Origin of the sequence: Rhodococcus sp. NPDC057297 (assembly GCF_042667435.1) — a bacterium.
In the GTDB taxonomy this organism is placed as follows: Bacteria; Actinomycetota; Actinomycetes; order Mycobacteriales; family Mycobacteriaceae; genus Rhodococcoides.
In genome coordinates this window covers 150,808-167,235 of the sequence record NZ_JBHUZE010000003.1, presented here as the reverse complement: position 1 = coordinate 167,235, position 16,428 = coordinate 150,808, and the positions used below count along the sequence as shown (strand labels likewise).

Here is a 16,428-nt window from a genome sequence, read left to right as displayed (position 1 = left end):
TCCCAGGGGACACATTTCCACTCACCTAACGGAGCGAGTCCGGCGCGGTGAACCGCTCGCCGTACTTCGCGGCCAGCTCGTCGGCACGCTTGACGAACGCAGCCTGACCGAGGGAACCGTCCGCAGCCTCGTAGCCGACGATGTACTGGTGCACACCACCGGTCCAAGCCGGGTAGCCGATGCCGAAGATCGAGCCGATGTTGGCGTCGGCGGTGGTGTTCAGGACACCCTCGTCGAAGCACTTCTGCGTCTCGATGGCCTCGATGAACAGCATGCGCTCCTTCAAGTCCTCGAACGGAATGTCCGCGGTACCTGACTTGAACGCGTCACGCAGGCCAGACCACAGGCCGGCGCGCTTGCCGTCGGCGTACTCGTAGAAGCCAGCGCCCTTCGCCTTGGAGGGACGCTCGAACTCGTCGACCATCTTGTCGATGACTGCGCCGGCCGGATCCTCCGGAGGAGTACCGCCTGCAGCCTTGATGGCGTCGTAGGTCTCTTTGCGGATCTTCTGCATCAGGTTGAGCGTCAGCTCATCGGACAGCTGCAGCGGCGCCGCCGGGTAGCCGGCCTGCAGGCCTGCCTGCTCGATGGTCGACGGCTCCACGCCCTCACCGAGCATCGCGATGGCCTCGTTGATGAAGGTGCCGATGACGCGCGAGGTGAAGAACCCACGGCTGTCGTTGACGACGATCGGGGTCTTCTTGATGACCTGTACCAGGTCGAAGGCCTTCGCCAGTGCAGCGTCCGATGTCTTCTCGCCGCGGATGATTTCCACCAGCGGCATCTTGTCGACGGGTGAGAAGAAGTGGATTCCGATGAAGTCTTCCTGACGCTTCACACCCTGAGCGAGGCTCGTGATCGGCAGCGTCGAGGTGTTGGAACCGAGCAACGCCGACGGGTCGACGAGGTCCTCGATCTCCTGGAACACCTTCTGCTTGAGCTCCTCGGATTCGAAGACCGCCTCGATGACGAGGTCGGCGCCTTCGACGTCCTTGGCATCGGCGGTCGGATGGATTCGCGCGAGCAGTGCGTCGGACTTCTCCTGCGTGGTCTTGCCGCGCGAGAGCGCCTTCGCCTCGATGGCCTCGGAGTACGCCTTGCCCTTCTCCGCGGACTCGAGGGCGACGTCCTTGAGGACGACGTCGATGCCCGCTTTGGCACACACGTAGGCGATACCGGCGCCCATCATGCCTGCACCGAGGACTGCGACCTTGGTGAAGGTCGTCTTCTCGATACCGTCCGGACGAGACTTGCCTGCATTGATCGCCTGCAGGTCGAAGAAGAACGCCTGAATCATGTTCTTCGACACCGAGCCGGTGACGAGCTCGGTGAAGTACCGGGACTCGATGGTCGACGCATTGTCGAAGTCGACTTGAGCTCCCTCGACCGCGGCCGAGAGGATCGCGCGCGGAGCCGGCATCGGAGCACCCTTGATCTGCTTACGCAGATTCGACGGGAACGCGGGCAAGATCTGGGCGAGCTTCGGATTCGACGGCGTGCCACCGGGAATCTTGTAGCCCTTGACGTCCCACGGTGCGACGCCACCCTCCGGGTTGGCCTTGATCCATGCTTTCGCCGCGGGCACAAGAGCGTCGATGCTGTCGACGAGCTCGTGCACGAGACCGATTTCCAGCGCCTTCTCCGGACGGAACCGGGTGCCCTGGGCAAGGACGGTCATGAATCCGTTCTGGATGCCGAGCAGGCGCGTGATGCGCGTGACGCCGCCACCACCGGGCAGGAGGCCGAGGGAGACCTCGGGCAGACCGAGCTGCACGCCCGACACGTTGGCCACGATGCGGTGGTGCGTCGCGAGCGTGATCTCGAGGCCACCACCCAACGCAGCGCCGTTGATCGCGGAGACGACGGGCTTGCCGAGCTTCTCCAGGCGTCGCAGCTGAGCTTTGACTTCCTGCACCTCGTCGAACACGCGCTGAGCGTCCTCGGGCTTCGCGGTGATGAGGCTGTTGAGGTCACCACCGGCGAAGAACGTTTTCTTCGCCGAGGTGATCACGACGCCGGTGATGGAGTCGAGTTCCTTCTCCAGCCGGTCGACGGTTGCGCCCATCGAGTCCTTGTACAGCTGGTTCATCGTGTTGGCGCCCTGGTTGGGGTCGTCCATCGTGAGCACGACGATGCCGTCGGAATCCTGGTCCCAGGTGATCATGTTTTCGCTCATGGTGTGTTCCTCAGACTCGCTCGATGATGGTGGCAACGCCCATGCCGCCGCCGATGCACAGGGTGATGAGTGCGTACCGGCCGCCGCGACGCTCGAGCTCGTCGAGCACGGTTCCGGTGATCATGGCTCCGGTGGCGCCGAGCGGGTGTCCCATCGCGATGGCTCCACCGTTGACGTTGAGCTTCTCGTTCGGGATCTGCAGATCCTTCTGGAAGCGAAGGACGACGGATGCGAACGCCTCGTTCAGTTCGAAAAGATCGATGTCGTCGACGGTCAATCCTGCTGTCGCCAGAACCTTCTTGGACGCGGGCGTCGGGCCGGTCAGCATGATGGTCGTGTCTGCACCGGAAGTGGCCGTCGCGACGATGCGCGCACGCGGAACCAGATTCAGGTCCTTGCCTGCCTGCTCGCTACCGACAAGGACGAGGGCCGCGCCGTCGACGATGCCGGAGCTGTTGCCACCGGTGTGGACGTGATCGATCTTCTCGATCCAGTGGTACTTCTGGAGCGCGACGTCGTCGAATCCGCCCATCGCAGCCACACCGGTGAAGGCCGGGTTCAGCTTGCCGAGCGATTCGACCGTGCTGCCCGGACGCATGTGCTCGTCGTGGTCGAGGATCAGCAGGCCGTTCTGGTCGGTGACCGGTACGACGGACTTGGCGAAGTAGCCACCCGACCATGCAGCGGCCGCACGCTCCTGCGACTGCACGGCATAGGCGTCGACGTCCTCGCGGCTGAACCCCTCGATCGTCGCGATGAGATCGGCGCCGATGCCCTGCGGCGCGAAGTACGTGTCGTAGTTGGTGGCCGGGTCCATCGCCCAGGCACCCCCGTCGCTGCCCATAGGAACGCGGGACATCGACTCGACGCCACCGGCGATGACGACCTCGTCCCAGCCGGAACGCACTTTTTGCGCAGCCAGATTGACGGCTTCGAGGCCCGACGCGCAGAACCGGTTGAGCTGGAATCCACCGACAGTGTCGGGCATCTTCGCGGCGAGGACCGCGGTGCGCGCGATATCGGCGCCCTGATCGCCCACCGGGGAGACCACACCGAGGATCAGGTCGGAGATGCGGTTCTCATCGAGGTCGGGGAACCGTCGACGCAGCTCGTCGATCAGGCCGGTGACCAGCGAAATCGGCTTGACGGAATGCAGTGAGCCGTTCTTCCCCTTGCCGCGTGGGGTCCTGATGGCTTCGTAAATGAACGCTTCTGTAGTCACAGCGCGGTCGTTCCTTCCACGTACTTCTGACTCGGCGGCGGCACCCGAAAGCGCCGCAGGACTCGAGGATCACACCTCGGCTCCTCTCACACTAGAACGCGGTACACAAGCCGGTGAAGGACCGAAACGAGCGCGGTCCGTGACCGGCGCGTGCGTTTCAGCTCTACGAGACAGGGGTAGAGATACCATCACCACTCGGGGGGATATGGGAGTGGAGCCAGCGGAACGAACCGGTTCCACAGAGTGGAGCCTGCGGGGGAGGTTCGAGCTCGGCCAGTTACGGAGATGATGACCATGGACACTCAGAAGCCGCTCGCGGTCGGAGCGCACGTCAAAGTGCGCTACAGCTCCGATTCTTCCCTGCCACGCGACCAGTGGCCCAAGGAATCAGGCGTGGTCAAAGAAGACTTCGGTGAGCAGACGGCACCGGTCGACCGCACCTGGGCCAGAGCTCACCGTTACGCAGTCGCCCTCGACGACGGCCGGCTCGTCTTCGTCGACCCCGAAGACATCGAAACAACCTGACCCAGGTCGGCCATGTGGTCGACTCAGCACCCTTTCTGCCGACCCAGCACGCCTCCTATCCGCGGATCGGGCGTGTCAGCTCTGCAAAAAGGGTGCTAGCTCCTATTCCTTGAGCGGAGTCGCCCCGAGCTCGGCCTGCAACAGTTCCATGGCCACCGTTTCCGGGTCGCGGCGCACCGACGGGTCGGCCGGTTCGGCGGCCGCCTTGAGCAGCTCTTCCTCGTCCTCCGGTGTTTCCGGTGGCGGTGGACCGGCCGGCTCGGGGTCGTCGGGATAGTCAGGCGCCTCGGGGGGCGGTATGTCGTCGTACCCGTGGTCGGTCGCTGCCGACTCCCGCGCAACGGAAGCGGGCTTGTTCGCCTGGCTCGGACGCGAGAACTTGGTCGGCGGCGCCTTCGGAGGTTCGGGCGCAGCCTTCGTGACCGGAGCTTCCTCAGCGGGAGCCGATGCTCCGACGACGCACGTCACCTGCCAGTCGACACCGAACACGTCACGAAGGGCATCCCTGATGACGTCGGCATTTCGTCCCTCCTGCAAACGCTTCGCGAGCGGCGCAGAATCATGGCCGAGCGTGATCGAGCCGTCGCTCACAGCCCTCACCGACGCACCGGACAACATGACCTCGACCGTGCGGCTGCGCTCGCGCACCTTGGCTCGGACCTCGGACCAGACCGCACGAATCGCCGCGGCGTCCGGCTGGTTGGACGCCGCCGCAACCGGCTCGGGCTCGGGCTCGGGCTCAGGTTCCGGTACTGGTTCCGGTACTGGTTCAGGGGCAGGCACTGGTTCAGGGGCAGGCTGAGCCTCGACTGGCGCGGGGAAATCGAACGCACGGGTCGGTTCGGCAACCGGACGTTCGGGCTCTACGGGCGCCGGCTCGGGTTCCGGGTCCGGCGTCGACACAGGCTCGGGTTCCGGGGTCGGCTCAGGGTCCGGCACCGGGATCGGGGTGGGCTCGGGGTCCGGAGTGGGCTGGGGCTCCGGCACGGGCTGGGGCTCCGGCACGGGCTGGGGCTCCGGCATGGGTTCCGGCTCGGGCACTGGATTCGGGACAGGCTCGGGCGTCGCCGGAACGGTTACGGCAGGCGCCGCGGGAACCGCGGGAGCCGTCGGAACCACAGGCGGTACTTCGACGGCAGGAGCTGCGGGCTCGGGCGCAGCTACCCGCTGGGACGGCCGAACGAACTTGGGCGGAGTGTCGTCGACCGGCGACGCGATGGCGGTCGACGACTCGGCTCGACGCTGCGGAGCCTGGTCTATGGCGGCTTGCTCGCCCGCGGGCAACGTGACGTCCAAGCGCCGCTCGAGACGCTCGAGACGTTGCAGCACAGCAGATTCTGCGTCGGACGCCGAAGGGAGCAGCATTCGCGCACACATGACTTCGAGCAGCAGGCGCGGTGCGGTGGCGCCGCGCATCTCCCCCAGACCGGCGTGGATGATCTCCGCATAGCGCGCCAGGGTCGCCGAGCCGATGCGGCCGGCTTCGTCGCGCAGACGTTCGAGAACGTCACCGGGAACATCGACGAGCCCGCGCTCACCTGCGTCGGGGACGGCGCGCATGAGGATGAGGTCGCGGAGCCGTTCCAGCAGGTCCGTCGCGAAGCGGCGTGGATCGTGTCCAGCGTCGACCACCTTGTCGACCGTCCCGAACAGGGATCCGCCGTCTCCGGCCGCCAGTGCATCCACGGCTTCGTCGATCAGCGCGACGTCGGTGACGCCGAGCAGGGACAGTGCCCGCGGATACGTGACGCCTTCCGGGCCTGCGCCTGCGAGCAGTTGGTCCAGCACACTGAGCGAGTCACGGGGCGATCCGCCGCCGGCTCGAATCACCAACGGGTAGACGGGATCCTCGACAGGGACCGATTCCTGCGCGGTGATCTTCTCGAGCAGTCCACGCATGGTCGACGGCGGGAGCAGCCGGAACGGATAGTGGTGCGTACGCGAACGGATGGTCGGCAGTACCTTCTCCGGCTCCGTCGTCGCGAAGATGAAGACGAGGTGTTCCGGCGGCTCTTCCACGACCTTCAGCAGGGCGTTGAAGCCTGCCGTCGTGACCATGTGGGCCTCGTCGATGATGAAGATGACGTAGCGCGATTCGGCGGGCGCGTACACCGCCTTGTCACGGAGATCACGTGCATCGTCGACGCCACCGTGGCTTGCGGCGTCCATCTCGACGACGTCGAGGTTGCCCGGCCCACCCGGTGCGAGAGCAACGCACGAGTTGCAGACGCCGCACGGCGTGGACGTCGGACCTTCGACGCAGTTCAGCGACCGCGCGAGAATGCGCGCCGACGATGTCTTACCGCAGCCTCGGGGCCCGGAGAACAGGTATGCGTGGTTGATCCGGTTGGAGTTGAGCGCAGTGCTCAACGGTTCGGTTACGTGCTCCTGCCCGACGACCTCAGCGAACGTCGCAGGACGGTACTTCCGGTAGAGAGCCACGCATGGAAGGGTACCGGCGCGCACCGACACCGGCACAACCCCGTCGAGAGGTCGAGCTTGCCCGATGCCGTGGCCGGACCTGGTCTCACTTGTTCTTCGCGGCTGCCTTCGCTGCCTTCTTGAATTCGCGGACCTCGAGCAGGGATTTCTCGTCGACGACGTCGGCGATGGAACGTCTGGAACCGTCGTCGCCGTAGGCTCCGGCGGCTTTGCGCCAGCCGTCGGGAGTGACGCCCATCTGCTTGCCGAGGAGCGCGAGGAAGATGCGAGCCTTCTGGTCGCCGTATCCAGGCAAGGCTTTGAGTCGTTTCAGAACCTCGGCACCGTTCGGGTCGCCGCGACGCCAGATCTCGTCGGGTGTGCCGTCGTAATTCTCGACGATGAACTCCGCGAGCCCCTGTATCCGCTTGGCCATCGAGCCCGGAAAGCGATGCACTGCAGGGGTCGTCGCGCACACCGCGGCGAACTCGTCGGGATCGGCCTGCGCGATTGTGTCCACTTTCAGGTCACCGAGACGGTCGACGAGCTTCTTCGGGCCCGCGAAGGCCGACTCCATCGGCACCTGCTGATCCAGCAGCATCCCGATGAGCAGCGCGAACGGATCCTCGGCCAACAACGCATCGGCTTCCGCGTCGCCTGTCAGATGCAAGGTGGGAGACATGACCTCGATCATGCCACCTGCAGATCCAGGGTCCTAGGTGATGGATACCAGTTGAGTGATGTCGTCGAAGGGCAGCGGTCCGTCCACGACGGCTCCGACGACGGCGTTGTTCAGCGTGATGGATCCGCCGTGGTTGTCGAGGAATGCCGTGTCCGCGGCATCACGCCCGGTGGCGATCCGCACGAGAGTCGACCGCGGGGCCAGGCACGTCGCGTCGACCACGCGCCACTGGCCGTCGACGAAGGCCTCGGCGACGGCGTGAAAGTCCATGGGGTCGCATCCGGGTGCGTACACCGCGACGAGCCGTGCCGGCACGTTCACCGCACGCAGCAGCGCGACGACGAGGTGGGTGTAATCCCGGCACACGCCTGCACCTGCGAGGAGAGTGTCCACTGCCCCGTCGATCGGATCACTGCTTCCCGGAACGTAGTTGAGCCGTGAGCCGACCCAGGACGACACCTCGGCGAGCAACTTCTCCGACGCGGCGTAGGAACCGAATTCCGTTGCCGCGAAACCGAAGAACTTGTCCGCCTCGGCGTACCTACTGGGCCGCAGATACAGCGAGAGGTCGTAATCCGACACCGGCGCCGGGTCGGTGTTGCCGTAGACGGTGGCCGAGTAGGACACTTCGAGCTTTCCGACGCCCGCGTGCAGCTTGTGGATTCGGGTGCCATGGGCACCGCTGATCTCCTGGAAATCGACAGGCTGGCCATCGAGAGTGAACGACAGCGCTTCCCACACCTCGGCGCCCGGGTGCGGAGCGATGGCGATCTGGAATTCCAGGGTGCTCGCCTCCGTGACGTCCACGTCGAGGTAGGCCGAGACTTCGCGTTTCATTGTGATGATCCTGCCACCGTTCACTCGATCCCGCAGATCAGGACTTGTCCAGCCTCAGGACTCGTCCGGGCGGAATTCGCCCGTGACGAGGAAGATCACGCGTTTGGCGACTTCCACCGTGTGATCGGAGAAGCGCTCGTAGAAGCGTCCGAGGAGCGTCATGTCGACGGCAGCGGGGACACCGTGCGGCCAGTCGGGAGACGAAGTCAGGGTGAACAGGCTGCGATGCAGCTCGTCCATTTTCTCGTCCTTGACCTGCAGCTCGGCGGCCAGTTCCGCGTCCCTCGTCAGCAGAACCTCGCGCGTGGCGTCGGCCTGCTCGACCGCGACGCGACCCATTTCGGCGAAGACGCTTTCCACCTCGACGGGGAGGACGTGAGCGGGGTGACGCCTCCGCGCGAGCTCGGCGATGTGAATGGCGAGGCCACCCATTCGCTGCAGGTCGGCGACGATGTGGATTCCGCTCACCATGATTCGCAGGTCCAGAGCGACGGGTGACTGCAACGCGAGCACCGAGAACGCCTTGTGCTCCCAGGCCGTCGCGAGTTCGTCGATACGTTCCCGACTGCTGATGGTCTCCTCGGCAAGCGCCAGATCCGCCGTCAGCAACGCTTGCGTCGCCGACGCCATCGCCTTCTCGGCGAGGGTGCACATGTCGGCGAGGTCGGCCCGGATTTCGACGAGCTGCTCGTTGTAGTTCTCACGCACCGCGAGCCCACCTGTCCATCGAGATCCCCATCCGCTGCCGTCCTCTGCCTGTCGAAAGTCCTTCGGTCTTAGTACCCGGACCTTGATCTTTCTACACCAGGCGCTGCGCTGGTCGGCCTGTGTGCGTCAGCAGTTGCTCGGGGCGGGAACGCCGTAGAAGCGATCCTTGATCCAGTTCTGCGCCTCGCCGAGCCCGAGGAGATCCGGGATGATATGTCCCGCACCCGAACCGGGGACGATGGACGGAACGTTCGCGGCGCTGAATTGAACCGTCGCTCCCCTGCTGCACCAGGCACCGGCGAGTTCGACGGCTTGGCCGTGCGGGACGATGTCGTCGGACGTCCCGGATTGGACGAGAACCGGGGCCGTCGGGGTGCGCAGACCGATCTTGTTCTTCGCCAGAATCTCCTGAGCCTTCGGAAGCCGATCCAATACCACCGACATCGGCTCGCCGGTGCGGGTGTATTCGGTGGTCCGATGCAATCCGACGGTCAGAATCGTCTCGCCCACACACTGATTCGCTACCTGCCGCAGCATGGCCTGGCCCGCGTCGTTGATGTTGGCGTCGATCAGAGGCTGGAGGTCTGGATCCGACTTCAGCAGACCGTTGAGGGTGTACCCGATGACCCCCGTGAGGATGGTGCCGTCGACCTGCTCGAGAGTCTGCTTCAAGTCCGCAGGCGGAGCGCCCGCGTAGCTACCCACGAGGTCCAGCTCGGGCGCGTAGTCACCGGCAATTTCGGCGGCCGCTGCCACCGCGCCGCCGCCCTGGGAGTACCCGTAGGTCGCGACGGGTCCGCCTGCCGCGATCTTGGTGCCGGGGAGCTGTTGGGCAGCTCGCGCGGCGTCGAGAACTGCATGCGCTTCGGCTGCGCGATTGACGTAGGTGTGAGCACCGGGCGTTCCGAGTCCGTCGTAGTCGGTGATCACGACGCCGTATCCCTGCGAGAGCAAGGAGTAGGCGGCCAGGACCTCGTATTCGACCATGAACCCTAGCGGCGGAGTGTAGGTGATCAGCCGATTCAGCATGCGCGACGGCGCACACTGATCTCCCTGACCCTGTGTCCCGGGCGCCAGCACGACGAGCGGCCTCGGGCCGGGCCCCGTCCATTCCGCAGCCGGGTCGATGTACGTCCCGGTGATCGCGTTGGGCGCATCGTTGGAGTCGGTGCTGCGGTACATGATTCGCGTCGCAGTTCCCGGTAGCGGTCCGCCGATGCCGGGAACCGACAGCGCCAGAGGTGACGGCTCGGTGCGGATCACATCTCCGGCGGCACCGTCGGGCAGCGGGGTGGGCGGGAGGTAGAAGTCGGACTCACCCGTCGACCCGGTGGACGATCCCGCCCCTGGCTGCGCCGACGCGAGCGGCACTCCCGTCACCGCCGCCAGCAGGACTACGCCCACCGCAGTGCCCAGCAATCGTGATACTCGCATCGATCGTCCAACCCCCGTACTTACCCACCGGTAGTGATATCCGACTGGGACCATACGTGACAGGGGACACACTTGGGAAGAGTCAGGTTCAGTGTCACCGAACTTCAGTGTCACCGAACTTCAGTGTCACCGAACTTCAGTGTCACCGACTGCGATCAGCGGCGTCGACGATGCATGTCCGCTTTGGCGATCGAAATCTCCTCCGTCGTCAACGATCGACCGGGCAGTTCGGTCGCGGCACCCGGCGTCGAGCGGAGGCCGTCGAGCACTATCGTGAAGTATCGCCTCCAGTTGTCCGGCTCCACCGTCTTCATGAATTCCGAAGCCGCACCGATCATTCCGATGAGCGGGAACAGGTCGTTGACCTCCACGTCGGCGCGCAGCTGGCCGGAGTCACGGGCCCGCGTCACGATGCGGTCCACGTACGGGTCGATTCTCTCACGCATCTGGGTGATGCCGTTGCAGCCCTCGTCCCTGCCGAGCACGACCTCGCCGAGACCCTTGTCCGCCGACATTCCCGCGAACAGATCAGCGAGAAACAGGACGAGTCCGTCCCACGGATCGTCCGCAGCCAGAGCACTTTCCGCGGTGGCCAACATGTCCTGCATACGCTGCTCGAACACGCCGTCGATCAGCTCTTCCTTGCAGGAGAAGCGCCGATAGACCGTCCCCACACCGACTTTCGCGTGCGCCGCAACGTCGTCGAGCGTGATGTCGATTCCGCGTGAGGCGAACAGTTCGCGAGCCGCGTCCACGATTCGTCGACGGTTACGTTCCGCGTCCGCTCGCAGCGGCTTCTTGGCGCCTGTGTCGGCTCTCACACTCATTCGATGTCCGTTTCACCCGAAAAGCGGAGGACATTCCTCCGCTTAGCTGCTACCTTCGTCTCCGTAACCGGAGGGTACACCTCCGTATAGCCGATCGAAGGATGACCATGACCGCATTGTCACCGGACGACACCTCGTCGTCGACCTTGGCGACGGAGGAGACCACCGACGCCAAGGCACACCGAAATCGCTGGCTGATCCTGGCCACTCTGGGCCTCGCCCAGCTCATGGTGGTTCTCGACGCCACCGTCGTGAACATCGCACTGCCCGCCGCCCAGCTCGACCTCGGCTTCGACAACGCCAACCGCTCCTGGGTCGTCACGTCCTACGCGCTGGCTTTCGGTAGCCTCCTGCTGCTCGGCGGACGTCTGAGCGACCTGTTCGGACGCCGCAACACATTCTTGATCGGGCTCGTCGGCTTCGCCGTGATGTCCGCGGTGGGCGGAGCAGCCGTCAACTTCGGCATGCTGGTTGCCGCACGTGCAGGTCAAGGCGTATTCGGCGCCCTTCTCGCACCCGCAGCCCTCTCGCTTCTCGCCACCACGTTCGTCGACCCGAAGGAGCGCGCGAAGGCGTTCGGCATCTTCGGCGCCATCGCGGGCGGCGGCGGTGCACTCGGCCTGCTTCTCGGCGGAATCCTCACCGAGTGGGCCAACTGGCGCTGGAGCCTGTACATCAACCTGGTGTTCGCCGCACTCGCGTTCGTCGCAGGTTTCCTCCTGCTCGCCAAGCACAAAGCCGACGTGCGTCCGCGCCTGGACATTCCAGGAACTCTGACCGTGTCGGCGGCACTGTTCGCTATCGTCTACGGCTTCGCTCACGCCGAATCCGACGGCTGGAGCAATACCGTCACCATCGCATTCCTGGTCGCCGGAGTGGTTCTGCTCGGCGTTTTCTTCGCCATCCAGCAGCGCGTCTCGCACCCACTACTGCCGCTGCGCATCATCCTCGACCGCACGCGCGCGGGTTCGTTCCTCGCCGTATTCGTCACGGGCGCAGGCATGTTCGCGGTGTTCCTGTTCCTGACCTACTACCTGCAGAACACGCTCGGGTTCACCCCGATCAGCACCGGATTCGCGTTCATGCCGATGATCGCTTCCCTCATCGTCACCGCGACGCTGTCCACGGCACTCGTGCTGCCCCGCTTCGGACCTCGCGTGCTCATGACGTCGGGACTTCTCGTCGCCGCACTGGGCATGGGACTGCTCACCCAGATCGCCGTCGACTCCGCGTATGCGACGCACATCCTTCCGGGCCTCGTCATCATGGGTCTCGGTCTGGGCGCCACGATGGCTCCGGCCATGCAGGGTGCCATCTCGGGCGTGAACCCCGACGACTCCGGTGTTGCATCGGCAACGGTCAACACCATGCAGCAGGTCGGCGGATCGATCGGTACCGCACTGCTGAGCACCATCGCGGCTACCGCGGCGACCAACTACGTCACCGACAATCTCGCGTCGGCGTCGAGCGCGGCCGCACTCCAGGCCAACGCTGAAATCGCCAGCTACACCACGACGTTCTGGTGGGCGACGGGCATCTTCTTGCTCGGAGCCGTCATCTCCGCGATCGTCGTCAAGCCCGGTCTGCTACCCGCAGCACCCGAAGGCGCTGTCGTAGTAGGACACTGACCCGCTGTGAGTACTTGTGTAGGCCAGGGGGCTGGAGCGAAGCCTGCGGAGCGACCATGGACGCTACACAAGTACTCACGTGGTGCGGAGGAGCTTTTCTGCCGCGGCCAGAAGTACGCAGGTCGCAATGCCGTCCATCGATTTCTCCAGCTCGGAGAGCGACGGGAAGCTCGGGGCGAGGCGGATGTTGCGGTCCTCCGGGTCATTCTTGTACGGAAAGGCCGAGCCTGCGCCGGTCAGTGCGATGCCCGCGTCCTTCGCCAGTGCGATGGACCGGGCTGCCGTACCGTCCAGCACGTCGAGCGAAATGAAGTACCCGCCCTTCGGCTCGGTCCAGGAAGCGATCTTGGAGGCTCCGAGGCGATCTTCGAGAATCTGCCCGACGAGTGCGAACTTCGGCGCCAGGATCTCGCGATGCTTGTTCATGTGCGCCTTCACACCCTCTGCGTCGCCGAAGAAGCGTAGGTGGCGCAGCTGATTGAGCTTGTCCGGCCCGATGCTCTTGATACCGAGACGCTTCAGGTACCACTCGAGGTTCGCGTCGGAACTTCCGAAGAAGCTGACGCCCGCGCCTGCGAACGTGATCTTCGAGGTCGACGCGAACACGAACGGGCGATTGGGGTATCCGGCCTCGGCTGCCCATCCCAGAATGTCGTACGTAGGTGCGAATTCCGCGGTCAACGGGTGAACGACGTAGGCGTTGTCCCAGAAAATACGGAAGTCCGGAGCCGCGGCCGGGACGGACGCCAACGCGCGCACGACCTCTTCGGAGAACACCGCACCGGTCGGGTTGGAGTAGTTCGGGACCGCCCACAGGCCCTTGATCTGAGGATCCGACGACACCAGCCGCGAGATTTCCTCGACGTCAGGTCCGTCCGGGTTCATGGGGATCGGGATCATGTCGATGCCGAAGCTCTCGCAGATCGCGAAGTGACGGTCGTATCCGGGAGCCGGGCAGAGGAACCGAATATTGGGTTCAGCCGACCACGGCCGAGGTGAATCCGGCAGGCCGTGCAGCAGTGACCACACGACGAGGTCCTGCATGATCTCGAGGCTTGCGTTGTTGCCCGCGAGAAGGTTCGAGACGGGAATCCCCAGCAGTTCGCCGAAGATCGCACGCAGCTCCGGCAGGCCTGCGAGGCCGCCGTAGTTGCGGCAGTCGGTGCCGTTGCCGTCGCGGAAGTCGTCACCGGGCAGCGTCAGCAGGTCCGAGGAGAGATCGAGTTGCTCGGGCGACGGCTTGCCTCGGGTGAGATCGAGGGAAAGATTCTGGGCCTTCAGCTGCTCGTAGCTCGCTGCCTGTCGCTCGTGCTCGGCGACGAGCTCCTCATGGTTCATCAACCCGAACTGGGTTTGCGCTGACATGCGGAGCGGCCTCTCGTGATGCTGGTCCCTTGACATAAAGGGGACCCCGCGCACCCGGCAGAGCCCGTTGACCCTTGCTGCCTTCCGGCCCTGGGGGAGTTCACAGGATGCGCGCCGCGCGGGATCCAGTGAAGAGTGTAGCCGCACCTTCGCCAACGGGTGACCGGCAGGGTTCCACGACCGCCACCCGGCTCGAATACAGGCCCTGCAGACCGGCCCCGAGCAGCCGGTTTGGGATCGGACGGGGGTAACCCGGTATGCTTCCCCACGGAGGATTCGCCTAGTGGCCTATGGCGCTCGCCTGGAACGCGGGTTGGGTTAACGCCCTCAGGGGTTCAAATCCCCTATCCTCCGCGGTAAGAAAGCCCCCTGCACATGCAGGGGGCTTTCTTCGTTCACAGGTCCGCGACCATCACGTCACGACCTGACGGGCGACAGCCCTATCGCGCCGACCAACCGCCGTCCATGGTGTAGGACGCTCCGGTGACCATGCCGGCATCCGCGGACGCCAGCCATCCGACGAGGGATCCCACTTCGGCTGGTTCGACGAGTCGTTTGACTGCACTCTCGGTCAACATGACCTTTTCCAGCACCTGATCTTCGGCGATTCCGTGCGCTGCGGCCTGATCGGCAATCTGCTTCTCCACCAGCGGTGTTCGCACGTAACCGGGGTTCACGCAGTTGCTCGTGACGCCGTGTGGGCCACCCTCCAGGGCCGTGACCTTGGACAGTCCTTCCAACGCGTGCTTGGCGGTCACGTACGCGACCTTGTATTCCGATGCACGGAGGCCGTGCACCGAGGAAACGTTGACGATTCGTCCGAACCCTCGCGAATACATGCCGGGCAGCGCAGCTCGGATCAGCAGGAACGGAGCTTCCACCATCAGGGTCTGGATCCGCCGGAACGCGGCGGGGTCGAATTCGACGATCGATGCGACGGTCTGGATTCCCGCGTTGTTGACCAGGATGTCGGTGTCGAGGTGCAGTTCCTCGAGCGAGGCCACGTCCAGCAGGTCCACTGCCCAGGTCTCGCCGTGGAGCTCGGACGCGAGTTCCTTCGCCGCTACGTCGTCGACGTCCGCGATGGTGACGGTCGCTCCGCGCGAGGCCAGTTCGCGTGCACACGCTGCCCCGATTCCGGACGCACCACCGGTGACGAGCGCGGTGCGTCCGGTCAGGTCGGTCATCGCTTCACGTCCGGTTCGAGCAGCCCTGCCTTGGCCAGTTCGGCTTCGGTGGCCAGGTTCTTGGCGTCGGCGATGTCGATGGTCTCGAGTGCCAGGCCCTTGGTTTCGCGGGCGGCGATGACGGCGATCAACGTGACCGCGCAGGATGCCGCGAGGTACCAGGCGATCGGAACGCCCGAGCCGAAGCGGTCGAGCAACGCAACGGCGATGATCGGCGCCAACGAGCCCGCGACGATCGACGTCACCTGATAGCCGAGGGACACTCCGGAGTAACGCATACGCGTCGGGAACATCTCCGCCATGATCGCCGGCTGCGTTGCGTACATGAAGGCGTGGAACACGAGGCCGATGATGATCGCGAGCATGATGACCACGTTGTGGCCGCTGTTGAACATCGGGAAGGCGAAGAAGCCCCAGGTTCCTGCAGTGATTGCGCCGAAGAAGTAGACGGGACGGCGGCCGACGCGGTCGGCGAGCTTGCCCACCAACGGAATCACGCAGAAGTGCACGGCGTGGGCGACGAGCATCCACCACAGAATCGTCTGGGTGTCGGTACCGACCTCGACCTTGAGGTACGTGATGGTGAACGTGACGACGAGGTAGTACATGACGTTCTCACCGAAACGCAGGCCCATGGCCGTGAACACGCCACGCGGGTACCGCTTGAGGACCTCGAAGACACCGTACGACGCTGCCTTGATGACCTCGGCCTGCTTCTGCGCTTCGACGAAGATCGGGGCGTCGGTGACCTTGGTGCGGATGTAGTAGCCGACGAAGACGATCACTGCGGAAAGCCAGAACGCAACGCGCCAGCCCCAACTGAGGAAGTCGTCTTCCGGCAGGACGGTGGTCAGAATGAGCAGCACGACGGTGGCGAGCAGGTTTCCGGCGGGCACACCTGCCTGCGGCCAGCTGGCCCAGAATCCACGGCTCTTGTTCGGACTGTGTTCTGCGACGAGCAGAACTGCGCCACCCCATTCGCCGCCGACGGCGAAGCCCTGGATGAACCGCAGCGCGACGAGAAGTGCGGGTGCCCAGTAGCCGATCTGGTTGAACGTCGGCAGACATCCCATCAGGAACGTCGCGCCGCCGACCAGGACGAGGCTGAACTGCAGCAGCTTCTTTCGACCGTACTTGTCACCGAAGTGACCGAACACGATGCCGCCGAGCGGACGTGCGACGAAGCCGACGGCGTACGTGACGAAGGCAGCGAGGATCGCGTCGAGCTCGCTCGTCCCTGCTGCGAAGAAGATCTTGGAGAAGACCAGGGTGGCGGCCGTTCCGTACAGAAAGAACTCGTACCACTCCACGATGGTGCCCGCCATCGATGCACCGACGACCTTCTTCAGGCCGCTCGGAGTGGCGTCGGGGTCGTTCCCCGGTGATTCCGTGCGTTCTTCGACGCTCATTGCTACT

The 16,428-nt window shown here is 64.9% G+C and carries 13 protein-coding genes, 1 tRNA gene and 1 other RNA gene; 3 read left to right on the top strand and 12 right to left on the bottom strand.

The annotated features are described in order from the left end of the window. Positions 1 to 25: 25 nt before the first annotated feature. Positions 26 to 2,176: a 3-hydroxyacyl-CoA dehydrogenase NAD-binding domain-containing protein gene (locus ACFULT_RS10730; protein ID WP_037108344.1), complete on the bottom strand. Its 2,151-nt coding sequence runs from the start codon at positions 2,174 to 2,176 to the stop codon at positions 26 to 28. A 10-nt stretch (positions 2,177 to 2,186) separates the two neighbouring features. Then, positions 2,187 to 3,398, bottom strand: a complete 1,212-nt coding sequence (locus ACFULT_RS10725) for an acetyl-CoA C-acetyltransferase (protein WP_020111033.1) — start codon at positions 3,396 to 3,398, stop codon at positions 2,187 to 2,189. Between the two features lie 285 nt (positions 3,399 to 3,683). On the opposite strand from ACFULT_RS10725, the gene ACFULT_RS10720 reads away from it, so the two are divergent. Next, positions 3,684 to 3,923 (top strand): hypothetical protein, encoded by a 240-nt coding sequence (locus tag ACFULT_RS10720; RefSeq protein WP_037108340.1) that lies wholly within the window; start codon positions 3,684 to 3,686, stop codon positions 3,921 to 3,923. Between the two features lie 102 nt (positions 3,924 to 4,025). Here ACFULT_RS10720 and ACFULT_RS10715 read toward each other — a convergent pair whose 3' ends face one another. The 6 genes from ACFULT_RS10715 to ACFULT_RS10690 all read right to left on the bottom strand — a co-directional run bounded on the left by ACFULT_RS10715 (position 4,026) and on the right by ACFULT_RS10690 (position 10,832). Further along, a complete protein-coding gene (locus ACFULT_RS10715) occupies positions 4,026 to 6,365 on the bottom strand; it encodes a DNA polymerase III subunit gamma and tau (RefSeq protein ID WP_378481438.1) in 2,340 nt (779 codons plus the stop codon). Between the two features lie 85 nt (positions 6,366 to 6,450). After that, positions 6,451 to 7,026 carry an HhH-GPD-type base excision DNA repair protein gene (locus ACFULT_RS10710; protein WP_037108794.1) on the bottom strand — a complete coding sequence of 192 codons (576 nt, stop codon included), beginning with the start codon at positions 7,024 to 7,026 and terminating at the stop codon, positions 6,451 to 6,453. A gap of 33 nt (positions 7,027 to 7,059) precedes the next feature. Further along, positions 7,060 to 7,863, bottom strand: a complete 804-nt coding sequence (locus tag ACFULT_RS10705; RefSeq protein WP_026347385.1) for a transglutaminase family protein — start codon at positions 7,861 to 7,863, stop codon at positions 7,060 to 7,062. A gap of 54 nt (positions 7,864 to 7,917) precedes the next feature. Further along, entirely contained in the window at positions 7,918 to 8,571 is a 654-nt protein-coding gene (phoU, locus tag ACFULT_RS10700; RefSeq protein WP_037108334.1) for a phosphate signaling complex protein PhoU, read from the bottom strand. 126 nt (positions 8,572 to 8,697) lie between these two features. Next, the gene (locus ACFULT_RS10695; protein WP_378481437.1) at positions 8,698 to 10,005 is read right to left on the bottom strand and encodes a lipase family protein; all 1,308 of its coding nucleotides are present in this window, start codon (positions 10,003 to 10,005) and stop codon (positions 8,698 to 8,700) included. 155 nt (positions 10,006 to 10,160) lie between these two features. Then, positions 10,161 to 10,832: a TetR/AcrR family transcriptional regulator gene (locus ACFULT_RS10690; RefSeq protein ID WP_037108328.1), complete on the bottom strand. Its 672-nt coding sequence runs from the start codon at positions 10,830 to 10,832 to the stop codon at positions 10,161 to 10,163. A 107-nt stretch (positions 10,833 to 10,939) separates the two neighbouring features. On the opposite strand from ACFULT_RS10690, the gene ACFULT_RS10685 reads away from it, so the two are divergent. After that, positions 10,940 to 12,460, top strand: coding sequence for a DHA2 family efflux MFS transporter permease subunit (locus tag ACFULT_RS10685; protein ID WP_378481436.1), 1,521 nt, complete (start codon positions 10,940 to 10,942; stop codon positions 12,458 to 12,460). Between the two features lie 75 nt (positions 12,461 to 12,535). Here ACFULT_RS10685 and ACFULT_RS10680 read toward each other — a convergent pair whose 3' ends face one another. Together ACFULT_RS10680 and ffs are read right to left on the bottom strand one after the other, a co-directional pair. Beyond that, positions 12,536 to 13,825 carry an aminotransferase class I/II-fold pyridoxal phosphate-dependent enzyme gene (locus tag ACFULT_RS10680; RefSeq protein ID WP_378481435.1) on the bottom strand — a complete coding sequence of 430 codons (1,290 nt, stop codon included), beginning with the start codon at positions 13,823 to 13,825 and terminating at the stop codon, positions 12,536 to 12,538. 35 nt (positions 13,826 to 13,860) lie between these two features. Continuing rightward, positions 13,861 to 13,955: signal recognition particle sRNA small type (gene ffs, locus ACFULT_RS10675), an RNA gene on the bottom strand. A 139-nt stretch (positions 13,956 to 14,094) separates the two neighbouring features. Here ffs and ACFULT_RS10670 point away from each other — a divergent pair. Continuing rightward, positions 14,095 to 14,179, top strand: a tRNA-Ser gene (locus ACFULT_RS10670). Between the two features lie 86 nt (positions 14,180 to 14,265). Here the strand turns inward: ACFULT_RS10670 and ACFULT_RS10665 are convergent. Then, positions 14,266 to 15,012: a 3-hydroxybutyrate dehydrogenase gene (locus ACFULT_RS10665; RefSeq protein ID WP_094720451.1), complete on the bottom strand. Its 747-nt coding sequence runs from the start codon at positions 15,010 to 15,012 to the stop codon at positions 14,266 to 14,268. After that, positions 15,009 to 16,421, bottom strand: coding sequence for an MFS transporter (locus tag ACFULT_RS10660; protein ID WP_378481434.1), 1,413 nt, complete (start codon positions 16,419 to 16,421; stop codon positions 15,009 to 15,011). The genes ACFULT_RS10665 and ACFULT_RS10660 overlap by 4 nt, the downstream gene beginning before the upstream one ends. Positions 16,422 to 16,428: the final 7 nt, after the last annotated feature.

What these genes read in the sequence shown, in the direction of transcription:
- ACFULT_RS10730 (WP_037108344.1), bottom strand. Translation starts at nt 2,176, where the DNA reads ATGAGCGAAAACATGATCACCTGGGACCAGGATTCCGACGGCATCGTC.
- ACFULT_RS10720 (WP_037108340.1), top strand. Translation starts at nt 3,684, where the DNA reads ATGATGACCATGGACACTCAGAAGCCGCTCGCGGTCGGAGCGCACGTC.
- ACFULT_RS10710 (WP_037108794.1), bottom strand. Translation starts at nt 7,026, where the DNA reads ATGTCTCCCACCTTGCATCTGACAGGCGACGCGGAAGCCGATGCGTTG.
- ACFULT_RS10705 (WP_026347385.1), bottom strand. Translation starts at nt 7,863, where the DNA reads ATGAAACGCGAAGTCTCGGCCTACCTCGACGTGGACGTCACGGAGGCG.
- ACFULT_RS10695 (WP_378481437.1), bottom strand. Translation starts at nt 10,005, where the DNA reads ATGCGAGTATCACGATTGCTGGGCACTGCGGTGGGCGTAGTCCTGCTG.
- ACFULT_RS10690 (WP_037108328.1), bottom strand. Translation starts at nt 10,832, where the DNA reads ATGAGTGTGAGAGCCGACACAGGCGCCAAGAAGCCGCTGCGAGCGGAC.
- ACFULT_RS10685 (WP_378481436.1), top strand. Translation starts at nt 10,940, where the DNA reads ATGACCGCATTGTCACCGGACGACACCTCGTCGTCGACCTTGGCGACG.
- ACFULT_RS10680 (WP_378481435.1), bottom strand. Translation starts at nt 13,825, where the DNA reads ATGTCAGCGCAAACCCAGTTCGGGTTGATGAACCATGAGGAGCTCGTC.
- ACFULT_RS10665 (WP_094720451.1), bottom strand. Translation starts at nt 15,012, where the DNA reads ATGACCGACCTGACCGGACGCACCGCGCTCGTCACCGGTGGTGCGTCC.
- ACFULT_RS10660 (WP_378481434.1), bottom strand. Translation starts at nt 16,421, where the DNA reads ATGAGCGTCGAAGAACGCACGGAATCACCGGGGAACGACCCCGACGCC.